This is a genomic window from Rhodanobacter sp. FW510-R10 (assembly GCF_058781105.1).
This window is the reverse complement of sequence record NZ_JBYSWL010000001.1, coordinates 2,315,722-2,329,517: the sequence shown is the minus strand read 5'-3', so window position 1 is coordinate 2,329,517 and position 13,796 is coordinate 2,315,722. Positions and strand designations below refer to the sequence as shown.

At 65.8% G+C, this 13,796-nt stretch carries 10 protein-coding genes; 6 read left to right on the top strand and 4 right to left on the bottom strand.

Going from position 1 to position 13,796, the window contains the following annotated elements; genetic code table 11:
- Window positions 1-17: 17 nt before the first annotated feature.
- Genes AC3WJB_RS10030 through AC3WJB_RS10015 form a run of 4 tightly spaced genes read right to left on the bottom strand, consistent with a single transcriptional unit; the run spans window position 18 to window position 2,942 of the window.
- Complete coding sequence (locus AC3WJB_RS10030; RefSeq protein ID WP_492683160.1) at window positions 18-542, bottom strand: pilus assembly protein PilP; 525 nt, start codon at window positions 540-542, stop codon at window positions 18-20.
- Between the two features lie 17 nt (window positions 543-559).
- A complete protein-coding gene (locus AC3WJB_RS10025) occupies window positions 560-1,216 on the bottom strand; it encodes a type IV pilus inner membrane component PilO (RefSeq protein WP_492681135.1) in 657 nt (218 codons plus the stop codon).
- A complete protein-coding gene (locus AC3WJB_RS10020; RefSeq protein ID WP_492681133.1) occupies window positions 1,213-1,884 on the bottom strand; it encodes a PilN domain-containing protein in 672 nt (223 codons plus the stop codon). Before AC3WJB_RS10020 ends, AC3WJB_RS10025 begins: the two co-directional genes overlap by 4 nt.
- On the bottom strand, window positions 1,884-2,942 hold the full coding sequence (locus AC3WJB_RS10015; protein ID WP_492681131.1) for a pilus assembly protein PilM: 1,059 nt from the start codon (window positions 2,940-2,942) through the stop codon (window positions 1,884-1,886). Before AC3WJB_RS10015 ends, AC3WJB_RS10020 begins: the two co-directional genes overlap by 1 nt.
- Window positions 2,943-3,188: 246 nt before the next feature.
- Here AC3WJB_RS10015 and AC3WJB_RS10010 point away from each other — a divergent pair, with 246 nt between their 5' ends.
- From AC3WJB_RS10010 to AC3WJB_RS09985, 6 genes are all read left to right on the top strand, one after another.
- A complete protein-coding gene (locus AC3WJB_RS10010) occupies window positions 3,189-5,705 on the top strand; it encodes a penicillin-binding protein 1A (RefSeq protein WP_492681129.1) in 2,517 nt (838 codons plus the stop codon).
- Window positions 5,706-6,302: 597 nt separating this feature from the next.
- Entirely contained in the window at window positions 6,303-6,812 is a 510-nt protein-coding gene (locus tag AC3WJB_RS10005; RefSeq protein ID WP_492681127.1) for a DEAD/DEAH box helicase, read from the top strand.
- A gap of 210 nt (window positions 6,813-7,022) precedes the next feature.
- A complete protein-coding gene (gene cas7g / locus AC3WJB_RS10000) occupies window positions 7,023-8,237 on the top strand; it encodes a type I-G CRISPR-associated RAMP protein Csb1/Cas7g (RefSeq protein WP_492681125.1) in 1,215 nt (404 codons plus the stop codon).
- Window positions 8,237-9,877, top strand: a complete 1,641-nt coding sequence (csb2, locus tag AC3WJB_RS09995; protein ID WP_492681123.1) for a type I-G CRISPR-associated protein Csb2 — start codon at window positions 8,237-8,239, stop codon at window positions 9,875-9,877. The genes cas7g and csb2 overlap by 1 nt, the downstream gene beginning before the upstream one ends.
- Window positions 9,874-12,840, top strand: coding sequence for a type I-G CRISPR-associated helicase/endonuclease Cas3g (cas3g, locus tag AC3WJB_RS09990; RefSeq protein ID WP_492681121.1), 2,967 nt, complete (start codon window positions 9,874-9,876; stop codon window positions 12,838-12,840). Before csb2 ends, cas3g begins: the two co-directional genes overlap by 4 nt.
- Entirely contained in the window at window positions 12,830-13,771 is a 942-nt protein-coding gene (locus tag AC3WJB_RS09985) for a type I-G CRISPR-associated protein, Cas3-extension family (protein ID WP_492681119.1), read from the top strand. The genes cas3g and AC3WJB_RS09985 overlap by 11 nt, the downstream gene beginning before the upstream one ends.
- The last annotated feature ends 25 nt before the right edge of the window (window positions 13,772-13,796 follow it).

Below are 13,796 nucleotides of genomic sequence, written 5' to 3'. Positions count from 1 at the left end.
GCAGCCCCTGTCTTTTCCTATTTCTCGCCGAGCCCAATGCTGGCAGGACGTTCCATCCAACCACCATTCCCGTTGGACACCATTTCGACCAGATCCACCTGATCATCGGTCACGGTCGTAATGCGTCCGTAGTTCTGGCCCATGTAATCGCCCGCACGCACCCGATGGATCACGCCCGTCGGGTCCTTGATCAGGACCTGCAAGCCGGGGCCGGTACCCACGGTGCCCACCATCTTCAAGGTGTCCAGCGCGAACATCTCCAGCGGCTCCTTGACACGATTGGCATCCGGGCGCGGGCCGCTGGTGGCGCGTGCCACATCGTCCAGCTCAGCTGTGCCGGGGCTGAATGGATCGCGCATGTCCTGGTCGGCGTAGACGAACGTCTCGAACGTCTTGATCACCGGCAACGGTTGGATCGGCGCACCCTTGCGCGCCTTTTGCTGGGCAACCCATTGCCGCAGATCGGACATGCCCCGGGTGCACCCGGTCATCAGCAACGTGGTTGCCAGCAGTGCCGCCCAAAACCCGGCCCGGCCGAGCATGTTGGCAGAACGCCTGGTCATTTGCGCCTCCCCGCCGAGCCGCCGGCACCTTGTTTCTTGGCCTGGGCGGCACTTTCCTCGTCATCCAGGTAGCGGTACGTCCGTACCGTGCCCTGCAGCACCAATCGCCCGCTCGTGCCGGCGTTGCGCTCGGGTGTCAACGACACGTCATGCAGCGTGAGGATGACCACGCGCGGCAGCGAGGCGACGCCACTGATGAAGGTGCCAAACTGATGATAGGTGCCAGCCATGCGCAGCTGGATCGGCTTCTCGGCGTAAAAGTCGCGTACCGTCTCCGGTCCCGGCTGGAACAGATCAGTCACCAGACCCGCCGACAACGCCGTCTGCGAAATGTCGACCAGCAGTTCGGGCATTTCGGTCTTGCTCGGCAGCTGGCGCAAGAGCTGGCGCAGCATGTCCTGCATCTCGGTCAGCTGTTGCTGCAGTGCTTCCAGGTTCGCCGACTTGGCCTGCTTGGTGGCGAAGTCGGCCTTGAGCTGCACTTCCTGCTGGGCCAGGGACGCCAGTTCGTCCTGCTGGCCGCGGATGAAGACGTACCAGCCAATCAGCAGGACGGCGAGAAACACCAAGGCGGTGAAGAACATCTTGACGGCTGGACTCCAGCCGCCAACGTTGTTGCGATCCAGGTTGCGTAGTTCGGTGAACAGGCTCATGGCGCGCTCCCTGCCTTGGCTGGCGCAGGTGCCATCGTGGGTGCCGCCGACGCCGGCGCCGCTGGCGCACCCAAGGCCGTCGAGGCGGCTGCCGGTGAGCCATCGGCCGCCTGGACGTTCTCGGTCTTTGGACGGCTCAGGCTGACGTTGAGCCCAAACCGGTAGGGCATCCGCGTCCCGTCGTGGCTGTTCTCGGTCTTGCGCAGGTCCGCATGGCCCATCCACGGCGAACGCTCGATGTTGCGCATGTAGGCGGCCACGCTGGCATTGGACTGGGCCACGCCATCAAGCTTCATGGCCTGGCCGTTCTGCTGCATTGCAGTCAGCCGCACGCTCGTGGGCATGGTTTTTACCAGCTCGTCGAACAAATGCACCATCTGCGAACGATCGGCCTGCAGTTGTTCGATGATCTGCTTGCGTGCCAGCAGATGATCACGGACGCGGTCCAGGTCCTTGATCTTGGCGATGCGCACGTCGAGCTGCTTGATCTCGGTCTGCAGGTATGCGTTGCGCTCGTTCTGGTTGTCGATGCGCTGGCTCATCCAGAACGTCCACAGCAGCAACGCACCTACGCCAGCCACCAGCGCGCTGACCAACTGCAGGTAGAACTCGCGCTCGCGCTGTTTGCGTCGCTCGGCACGCCAGGGAAGTAGGTTGACGTGGGCCATCAGTCGAAGCTCCTCAGCGCGAGGCCGACCGCAATCATCAACGCCGGGGCGTCCTGGGCCAGTACCTGGGGCTGCACCCGCGGCGACAACGACATGCGGGCAAGCGGGTTGGCCACGATGCACGGCACCCCGAGCTGTTCCTGCAGCAGCGGCCCGAGGCCCTCGATGGCCGCGCAGCCGCCGGCCAGCACGACCTGGTCGACCTTGCTGTACTCGCTGCCGGCAAAGAAGAACTGCAACAGGCGTCCGATCTGCTGGACGAGGGACTCCTTGAACGGCTCCAGCGCTTCGCTCTCGTAGCTCTCCGGCAAGCCGCCCTTGCGCTTGGCGCGCCCCGCCTCCTCATAGGAGAGGCCAAAGCGGCGCATGATCTCGTCGGTCAGTTGCTTGCCGCCGAACAGCTGCTCGCGCGAATAGATGGTGCGCTGGTTGCGCAACACCGAGAGCGTGGTCATCGTGGCACCGACGTCGACCACCGCCACCAGGCCATCGCGGCCTACCTTCAGTTGGTCGGCCATGATCGCAAAGGCGTTCTCCAGCGCGAACGCTTCGACGTCGATCACGCTGGCGGTGAGGCCGCCCAGTTCCAGCGCGGCCACGCGCATGTCGACGTTCTCGGTACGCGACGCGGCCAACAACACATTGTTCATGTCGGCGCTGTCGCGCACCGGGCCGACCACCTCGTAATCCATGCTGACTTCGTCGATCGGATACGGGATGTACTGGTTGGCCTCGACCTGGATCTGTCCCTCGAGATCGTCCTCGGACAACTCGTTGGACATCGGGATCACACGGGTGATGACCGCCGAGCCGGCCACGGCCGCCGCGGCGTGCTTGAGCTTCGACCCCGAGCGCGCCAGGGCGCGGCGAATCGCATCGCCAACCGCCTCGACCTCCACAATGTTCTTTTCGACCACGGCATTCGGCGGCAATGGTTCCACCGCGTAATGTTCAACCCGGTAACGTCCGCCCGACCCGCTAAGCTCAAGCAACTTGACCGCCGTCGAACTGATGTCGACACCGATCAAGTCCGGCTTCTTCGGCGTAAAAAGTCCCACGGCACCTTCCCCCTGCCCCGCATGTGCCCGAATCCAGCATCTCTGGTCGGATGCGCGCTGCCATTAAATCGAACATTTAACGCGATAGCAACGGCCTACGAAAACTTTCTCAGGTAAACACGTGACGCCTGACACATTCCATGACACCGCCACCCAATCGGCTCCGGCCAGCCGTCGACCTGCCCGGAACAACCCGGTCCCTTATACTCTGTCGGGCCAGGATTGAGTGTCCGCGTTTCCCTACCTATGCCAATTTTCAAGCGTTTCCTGCGTTGGGCCTCCATCCTTGCGCTATCTGGTTTCCTTCTCGCCTGCATCGGCGTGGGTGTGGCGTATTGGCTGATCGCACCACGGCTGCCAGACGTCGCCACGCTCAAGGACATCCACCTGCAGGTACCACTGCGGGTGCTCAGCGCCGACGGCAAGCTCATCGCCACCTTCGGCGAGGCACGCCGCATTCCTGTCTCTATCGACCAGGTACCGCGCCGACTTAAGGAGGCCGTGCTGTCCGCCGAGGACGCCGATTTCTACCACCATCCAGGCGTGGACTGGCGCGGCATTGTGCGCGCCGGCTGGCACGTGCTCGTCACTGGCGGCGGCAAGGGCCAGGGCGGCTCGACCATTACCCAGCAGGTCGCGCGAAATTTCTTTCTCAGCCCGGAAAAACTGTATTCGCGCAAGATCACCGAGATATTCATCGCCTTGCGCATGGAACATGAATTGGACAAGGACCAGATCCTGGAGTTGTATCTAAACAAGATGTTCCTGGGTCATCGTTCCTACGGCGTCGGCGCGGCCGCGGAGTATTACTACGGCAAGACGGTCAACCAGCTCACTGTCGCCGAATGCGCCTTGATCGCCGCCAGCTTCCAGCTGCCGTCTGCAGTCAACCCGATCAACAACCCGAAGCGCGCCATCGAACGGCGCAACTGGGTGCTGGGCGAGATGCTGCGTAACGGCTATATCGACCAGGCGGTGTACCAGGCATCCATTGCCGAGCCGAACGACGCCTACCCGCACGAGCCGCCAATCGAGGTCGACGCGCCCTATTTGGCGGAAATGGTGCGCCAGCAGGTGCTTGACCGTTTCGGCAATGCCGCGCTGACCGAGGGCTATGTGGTGCACACCACCGTGCAGAGTGCGCGGCAAAACGCTGCGGTGGCGGCACTGCGCAACGGCCTGGCCGCCTACGACCGCCGGCACGGCTGGCGCGGGCCCGAAGCGCACGTCGAACTCCCGGCACAGGCAACGACCGGCGACTATATGGCCGCGCTGCGGAAGTATCCGCCAACATCCGGCTTGCAGGCTGGCCTGGTGACCGCCAGCGACGCCGGACAGGCCACGGTCTACCAGGCTGACGGGAAGAGCATCGAGCTCAACCTCGCCTCAGTCGCCTGGGCGCGGCCATACAAGAGCGAGAGCTCAGTGGGCGCGACGCCGACCGCGGTCAACAAGGTCCTGCATCGCGGCGACATCATCCGCGTCGAACCTGGCAAGGACGGGGCGTGGCGACTCGCGCAAATCCCGGCGGTCCAGGGCGCGCTGGTAGCGCTCGACCCCGAGGACGGTGCCATCGAGTCCCTGGTGGGCGGCTACAACTTTGAACGCAGCAAGTTCAACCGGGCGACCATGGCCGCCCGCCAGCCCGGCTCGAGCTTCAAGCCCTACCTGTACTCGGCGGCGTTCGAGCGCGGCTTCACCCCGGCCTCCATCGTCAATGATGCGCCGCTGGCACTCCCCGACCCGTCGAGTCCGGACGGCATCTGGACTCCCGCCAACGACGACAGCAAGTTCGGCGGGCCGACGCGGCTGCGCGAAGCGCTGATCCGCTCATTGAACCTGGTTTCCGTGCGCCTGCTCGACGCGATCGGGGTGGGCTACGCGCGCGAATACATGACACGCTTCGGCTTCCCGCTGGATTCCATCCCGGCCAACCTGACCATGGCCCTGGGCACCGCCTCGGTGACCCCGATGGACATGGCACGCGGCTATGCGGTGTTTGCCAACGGCGGCTACCTGGTCACGCCATATTTCATCCGGCGGGTCGACGACCGCAATGGCCAGCCACTGTATGTGGCGAACCCGGCCCGCGCCTGCCGCGAGTGCAAGGAGCGCCTGCTCGACACCGCGCCGCCGGGGCCGCCTTCAACTGCGGCCAGCCCCGCCGCTGGCAATCCGGCAGCCGCCGGCAGCACGCCAGCCACCGCGCGCAGTGCCGATGTCACCGGCGGCGCGGTGCTTCCGGCCGACGTGCATGCTGGCGGTGAACACCCACCGGTGCTGGCACCGCACGTCATCGATGTCCGCAACGATTACCTGATCACGTCGCTGATGAAGGATGTGGTGCTGCGCGGCACCGGTGCCGCCGCGCGCGCGCTGGGCCGCGACGATCTGGCGGGCAAGACCGGGTCCACCAATGACCACCGCGACGCCTGGTTCGTGGGCTTCAATGCCGACCTGTCGACCGCGGTATGGGTTGGCTTCGACAACTACAGCTCGCTCGGCCGCGGCGAATTTGGCGCAAAGGCCGCCTTGCCGATCTGGATGGAATACATGGGCCCCGCGCTCAAGGGCCAGCCCTCGTCGACCCTGCCGATGCCGCCAGGAATCTCCACCCTGCTGATCAACAAGGAAAGCGGGCTGCCGACCACGCCCGACGATCCCAACAGCATGCAGGAGATCTTCAAGGTCGAGGACGTCGAGGCCCTGCGCAAGCGCGCCGCCGAACAAAAAGGCCAGCAGCACGCCTACGACATCTTCTGACGATCCACCCCGAAAACCGTGCGCCACCACGGAAGTTGCATGATACGCATCACTTCCACTCCTCAATGCGCGGCTCCGTAAGACTCGGCCCTTCGCCGTGCCAGTAGACGCCCGTATCTGTCTCCGCGCCCGAGCGCACTGAACCACGGCGCGGATACGCACGATCACCATCACTTGTCGTCACGCCATCCATGGCGCGTTGCCCGGCTTAAAGAAATCGGGGCAGGTGCCGTTCCACTACTACGCGCCGCGAGCGATGGCTCGCCCGAATCGCCGTGACCCGGCTCTTGCTGCACCTGTGTTGAAGCACAGAGTGTTGAGAGCGCGTCCAAAGGGGGGAACTTGCATAAGCACATGGGTACTTTTCGCCCATGGTTCACGCGCGCGCATTCCATCGCGATTGCGCACTGACACCTCCGTGCAGCAAGACACGATCTCAGCTTCTGAGATCAGGGGGGAGCAAAGTCCATCTTCACCAGGAGACGGGAAACCCAGGCAATACATCTCGCACACCTCGGGCCAGTCACTGCGCGGTGGCGCAAGTGGACCCCTTCAGTTGTTCCCAAGGAAAACGGGAAAATGAGTACCGTAGAGTCGTTGTTCGCAACCGCATTGGATGGCAGCCAGCCCTACCCTTACCAGGTGCGGCTCGCTTCCAGAGCTTGGCCCGACGCACTGAACGTACCAACCGGCCTCGGCAAGACCGCTGCCATCAACGTAGCTTGGCTTTACAAGCGCGGTTGGCGACAACGGGGCCAGTTCGGCGAAGTGGACGCGGATACTCCCCGCCGTCTCGTCTGGTGCCTACCCATGCGCGTCCTGGTGGAGCGCACTGAGGAAAGTATCCGCCACATGCTGTCAGTGCTCGGCATTTTGGGCAACGCCGGCGACGGCAAGGTCTCGGTACACGTGCTGATGGGCGGCGCGGACGACCTGAAAACCTGGGCTGAATTTCCCGAAGAAGACATGATCCTGATCGGCACCCAGGACATGCTGCTGTCGCGCGCACTGATGCGCGGCTACGGCATGAGCCGTTTTACCAGTGGCCGATCCACTTCGCCCTGCTGCACAACGATTGCCGGTGGGTATTCGACGAAGTGCAGTTGATGGGCGCAGGGTTGGGTACTCGGGCCCAGCTCGAAGCTTTCCGTCGCAGCGCTTCATTGACCCGCAGCAGCCGCCTACCGACTACTGTTCGAATATCAGGCCAGACTCCGCAACTCAATCGCGCCCCGGCCCAAGAGCACCTCTCAACTTTTGAGACGACACTGTGCAAACCTAGCTACCACTACCGGACACATACAACAGGGGAAGGAAATGGACGACAAGCTCACACTCGAACTCATTCGCAACGCCGTCGCCGGCTCAGCCGCCGCCTTCCGTTGCCGCCAGAAGTTGCAGCCAGCTGGCGGCGAAGGCAGTCCGGTGTTTCCCGCCACCTACGAAGGTGGCAAGTACGCCACCGAGGAACGTCGCCTACCCGATCACGAAGCACCGGTGCCGTGCGTGGTGCTGAATTCGGTGCAGTCGGAAGCGAACCATGTCGAGCTTGCGCTGCTCGACGCATGGGACGACAAGGAGATTCCGCTGCCGGTGATCGCAGTCGATTTCGCGGGGCAGGGTTTGCGCCGCGACCTGCGTGTAACCAGCCTGGAGGCGCCGCATCGCATCGCCGATGCGTTGCTGCGCGACAGCCTTTCGGACGGCGTGGAGTTCCGCAAATCGGTGCACGGCAGCAAGATCGACCACGTCGATCTGCGCAACGCGACGGCCTTGTTCGAGCTGTGCCCGACCGCGCTCGTGTATGGACTGTGGGATTCCACCGGCCCGCGCGGCGGCCTCGGCGCGAAATTCGCGCGCGCCTACGTCTCCGAAGTGGTCGGTATCGACGCCGTGCCCGGCAAGAAGACCGCGAGCCGCATCGACCCCGCCGAGGTGCGCCTCGGTGCCGGCCCGGTATACCTGCGGGCCGGCGGCGGTTGGACGCTTGACGAGAACGAGGCCGCCAAGGAGAAGGGCAAGCCCGTCAAGGCGGGGAAGGACGGCAAACCGTCCGAGGTCAACCACGGGAACGTGACACCGTCCGTCAGCGACGGCGGCTTCACGATCGCCTATGCGCTGCGCACGAGCACGCTGTCGCTACCCGCGCTGCGCCGCCTGCGTTTCCCGGTCGACGGCCAGCGCGATCCCGCGCGCGACCGTGCCGCGCAGACGGCGTTGGCGGCGCTTGCCCTGTGCGGCGCCACGCTGGCGCAAGCCGCCGGCAGCGACCTGCGTTCACGCTGCCACCTGGTACCGGTGGAAGCCACCCGCTGGGAGCTGCTCGACGCGCCGGGCGAGGAGCCGGCGTCCTATGTACTCGATCGCGCCGACGCGATCACGCTGTACCGCGAGGCCGTCGAGGCGGCCAAGGCCGCCGGCCTGCCGTGGCTGGACGAGCCACTCGAACTGGTGCCCTCACCGCAGCTCGCCGCGCTGGTGCGCAAGAGCCAGGATCTGGCGGTCGCCACGGCTGAAGCGGGAGAAGACTGATGATCGCCATCGGCATCCGTTACCTGAACGGTTGGTCGATGGCGGCAGCGGCGGATGGATCGGACAAGTCGACGGCCGAATGGCCGCCGCATCCGGATCGCTTGTTCATGGCCCTTGCCGCCGCCCACTTCGAGACCGATCGCGATCCCGCCGAGCACGCGGCGTTGCTGTGGCTAGAGCAACAAGCCGCCCCTGAACTGCACGCAAGCATGGACACGGGCGTTTCACGCCGCGCCATCGTCACGCATTACGTGCCGGTCAACGACGTTGCCCCGCCACGCTCCGCGGAGAACGCCACCGCCAAGCAGGTCGCCGAAGGGTTGCTGCTGTTGCCGGAACGACGGCTGCGCCAGGCGCGGCAATTCCCGGTCGTCGTGCCGCAAGACGACACTGTGCATTTCATCTGGCCGGACGCCGAACCCGACTCGGGCATCCACGCCGCCCTGGCCGCGTTGTGCGCCAAGTTGACCTCCCTCGGGCATTCGGCCTCGCTGGTACAGGGCTGGGTCGAACCGGAGCCGCCGGAACCAACGATACGCCCCGCAAGCGGCCCGGGATTGCCCCTGCGCGTCGCGGAAGCGGGCCGGCTGGTTCAGCTCGAACAGGCCTACAACGAAAGCGAGCGCCTGGCATGGATCGCGCTCGAAAGTGCCATGGCCAGCGCCAAGGGAGCGGTCCGGAAGAAACTGCGTGAGGAGCGGGAGGCGCGTTTTGGCAAAAACGCGCCCGCGTCGCGCCGGCCGCCGCTGGCGACCTCCATCACGTATGCCATCGTCGCTCCGGAACAACCGGCCGCCCCGCATACGATCTTCAGCGATCGCCTACTGATATTCCGGCAGGTGCCACGCCGGCCCTCCATTGAGAACGCCGGCAAGCCACTGAAGGGCCGCACCGATGCCGCCGACAGGCGCCTGTGGCTCGACACCATGCCGCTACTGATGGATGCATGGCGCCAGACCGTCATGTCGCGCAGCCCGGTTCAGCCGCCGCCGGAATGGCTGTGCGGCCATCGTCCCGACGGTACGCCGACGACGCAACCGCACCTCGCCGTACTGCCCATCGCGAATGTCGCCAACCCGCATGCGCAAGGCCACGTAATGGGCGTCGCGCTTGCCATCCCGCGCGACGTACCGGACCACGAGGTGGGCCGCTGCCTGTCGCCGCTGTTCGAGCTGGATGGCGACGGCAACCCGAAACCGCTGCGGATCTATCGCGGACGCGACTTCGACATCGATGTCGTCTTCGACCTCGGCGAATCGGAGCGCCAGGCATTTCGCGCAGAACGCTGGTGCGGCGAGGCCGCCGGCGCCACCGTGTGGGCCAGCGTCACGCCGGTCGCGCTCGATCGGCATGGCAAGCATGGCCGTTTCGGCGACGAGACGCGGGAACGGATTGCCCAGGCCTGCATGCACATCGGGCTACCACGTCCGACGAAGATCTTGATCGCCTCCACCGGTTTCCTGGCCGGCGTGCCCCATGCCCGCACGGTGCCCGCCCTGCGTCGCAAGGACGGCAGCACGCGCCAGCAGGTACACGTCTACCTGGAGTTCCCGGAGGCCGTACGCGGGCCGGTGCTGATCGGTGCCGGACGCTTCCGTGGCTACGGCCTGTGCATGCCATATCGGGAGGGCAAGGCATGAGCCTGACACCGGAACGATTCGAGGCTTTCTTCGCGGCGCTGCATCCCGGCCGGCAAGCGTTCCCCTGGCAAAAGCGGCTGTGCCGCGCGGTCATGCTGGGCGAATGGCCGCGCACGCTGTCGCTACCGACCGCGACCGGCAAAACCTCATGCATCGACATCGCGCTGTATGCGCTGGCGGCCGGCGCACCGCGGGCGCCGCGACGCATCCTGTTCGTGGTCGACCGGCGCATCATCGTGGACGAGGCCTTCGACCACGCCAGCCATATCGCCCAGCGCCTTCGCGAGGCGAATGACGGCATCCTCCGCGAGGTCGCCGACGGCCTGCGCGAGCGTCGCGGCGCCGACCCGAGCGGTGACACCGACCCGCTCGCCTGCTTCCAGCTGCGCGGCGGCACCTATCGCGACAATGCCTGGGCACGTACGCCGAGCCAGCCGACGGTGGTCTGCTCGACCGTGGACCAGGTCGGCTCGCGCCTGCTGTTCCGCGGCTACGGCGTGAGCGACTACCTGCAACCACTGCACGCCGGGCTCGTCGCCAACGACACGCTGATCCTGCTCGACGAGGCGCACTGCTCCAATCCGTTCCGGCAGACGCTGGAAGCGATCGCCCGGTATCGGACGGCGTTCGGATCGGCGACTCCGCCAGCCCCCTTCGCGTACGCGTTGCTGTCGGCAACCCCCCGGGCCGCAGGCGCGAACGATGCCGAACCGCAGTCGTTCGGATTGGATGCCGCTGACGAAGCGGACGACACGCTGGGACGCCGGCTGCGCGCGCGCAAGCCGGCATCATTGATCGAACTGGGCGAGCGCACCGGCACCGATGCGTTTGCCGCCCGCTTGGCCGACCAGGCGGAAGCCCTGGCCAAGGCCGGTGCGAAGCGCATCGGCATCATCGTCAATCGCGTGCGCAGCGCACAACTCGTCTTCCACCGCTTGTCCGCGCCGCCGTCGCAAAAGGCGCTGTTCATCGGCCGCATGCGCCCGTTCGACCGCGACGCAAGCATGCTGCAATGGGGCGACGTACTGCGCAGCGGCTCCACCGTGTCGCCAGACAAACCGGTGTACGTCGTGGCGACCCAATGCATCGAGGTGGGCGCCAATCTCGATTTCGACGCCCTGGTTACCGAATGCGCCAGCCTGGACGCGCTGCGCCAGCGCTTTGGGCGGCTGTATCGCCTCGGCGAGCCCACCGGCGCCGACCCGCTGGCGCACCCGCCCGGTGTCGTCGCCATCGCGAAAGACGGCTTGAAGGACGACGACCCGATCTATGGTTCCGCCTTGCGCGGCACCTGGGCCTGGCTCGGCGAGCAGGCCGACGAACAAGGCCGGGTCGATTTCGGCATCGCGGCGATGAAGCCACGGCTCGAGGCCGGCGCCCCCGCGCAAACCCTGGTCGATGCGACCGACGCACCGATCATGCAGCCCGCCTATCTCGACCAGTGGGTGCAGACCAGCCCGAAACCCGAGCATGAGGCGGAGCCTTCGCTGTTCCTGCACGGAACACGCGACGAATCACCGGACGTGCAGCTGTGCTGGCGCGCCGATCTCGACCCGGACAAGCCCGACGCCTGGGCCGATGTGGTGGCGCTATGCCCTCCCAGTGCCGGCGAGTGCATGAGCGTGCCACTGGTGCAGTTCCGACGCTGGATGCGTGGCGAAAAAAGTCCGGCCGCGGGCGACGTCGAAGGCGTCAACCTACCCGACGACAACGCCACGGACGACGGAACGCCCGCCGACAAAAACGTGCTCGTCTGGCGTGGCGACCTGAGTTTCACCACCACCGAGCCCCGAAAAATCCGTCCCGGGCACACACTGGTTATCCCGACGACACACGGTGGCTGGAACGCACTGGGCTACGCACCCCAGGCAGAGGCGACGAACGTCGACCTGGCCGAGTCAGCCATGTTGCAGGCGCGGCGGCGACTCGTCATGCGCGTGCACCCAGCGTTGCTCGACCAGCTTGCCGTAGAGGGCCCACCACGCCAACGGCTTGCCGACCTGCTCAAGCGACAAGCCGATATCGAAGAAACCGACCCGGACGCCGGGGAAGTGCTCGACGCATTGGCCGATACCCTGGCACCTTTCGCCGCGGATGCAAACGGTGACTGGCGCACCATCGCCGCGCGCTGCCTCCGTGTACCGCGGGCACGTCCATCGTTCCGCGTCACGAGGTATCCCGGCGCCGGAGGTGCCCTTGGCAAGGGCTGGATCGTCGAAAGCCGGCGCAAGCTCGTGCTGGATCCCGGCAAGACCGTCCACACCGGCGACTTCACCACCGAGGACGACAGTTCGTCGTTTACCGTCGCGGTGCCACTGAAAGAACACCTCGACGGCGTTGCCAGCTTCGCGCGCGCCTACGCGACGGCCTGCGGGTTGCCGAAAGCACTTATCGACGACATCGCGCTCGCGGCGAGCCTGCACGACCTCGGCAAGGCCGACCCGCGTTTCCAGTCGATGCTGCGCGGTGGCGCGCCGACCTTCGCCGCCAGCACGTTCGATGGCCTGCTCGCGAAATCGAACGGCGCGCAGGATCGACACGCCCGCGATCGCGCCCGCCACCGCTCAGGCTATCCGGAAGGCGGCCGCCACGAGTTGCTGTCGCTGAAGCTCGCGCAATCGAGCGACGCAGTGAAGGCTCAGGCGCACGATCCCGACCTCGTATGGCATTTGATCGCCAGCCATCACGGCCGTTGCCGCCCCTTCGCGCCCGCCATCGATGACGCGCAAGGCTGCGAGCTGGCATTGGCCGACGATGGCCGCTCGTACCGTCACACCGGAGTGACCGGCACCGAGCGCATCGACAGCGGCGTCAGCGACCGCTTCTGGCGACTGGTACGCAAGTACGGCTGGTGGGGGCTGACCTACCTCGAGGCCATCCACATGCTCGCCGATCATCGGCGCAGCGAGTTCGAGGAACACATGGCCAGCGAACCAGAACCGGAGACCCGCCATGACGCATGACATCCCGCTGCACGGCATCGACGGCGCGAATCCACTCGGCTTCCTCGCCGCGATCGGTACCCTGCGCGTGCTGTCGCTGGATGCGGGCGACATCCGCTTGCGCTGGAAGAAACATGAAAACGCCTGGCGCCCTGTCCTAGCCCTGACCACCGCGCTCGACGAACGCACCTTGGTCGAACGCCTGTCCGCGAAGCTGGCCGCCTCGATTCCTCCCGAGGTCTTCGCGCTGGGCGACAATCCCTCCGTCTCGCTCGACGTCTTCCGCCCCTACGCGCAAGCCTGCGCACAAGCGGCCTGGGACGGCGACCGTCTGCGTTCGGATTTCGCCGTGGCCTTCGCCGGCGAGTATCCCGTCGACAAGGATGGCAAAGTCCCGGATACCGCACTGCGCACGATGAGCGGCGCCGGACACCAGCATTTTCTCAAGTTCATGTGCAACTTCATCGAGCAGGTGCAGCCGAAACACTTGCACAAAGCTCTGTTCGCCATCTGGCGCTACGACGACCCGGTGCAGAACATGACCCTTCGCTGGGATCCCTCCGACGACAACCGCTACGCCTTGCGTTGGTCCGACCCGAGCGGGGATCCGGATCGCAAGTCGATCGGCTCGATGTGGGGCGCCAACCGCCTGGCCATCGAAGCACTCCCCTTGCTCCCGACGCTGCCCACGCACCGGCAACTGGAAACGACCGGCTTCCATACGCAGGGCGCGCGCAAAACGCACTGGACCTGGCCGATCTGGGATGCGCCCGCTGGAGTGGATACGGTGCGTTCCTTGCTCGACATGGCCGCCGTGCACCGCAGTGGCCAACCCGACACGCAGCCGCGCGGGCTCGCCGCACGCGGCATCGTCGAGGTCTACCGCAGCCGGCGCCTGACCACCGGGAAATTCCGCAACTTCACGATGGGCGCACCGGTGCCGTACGCCTGAACGGCTAGGTTCGCCTCCACCATGT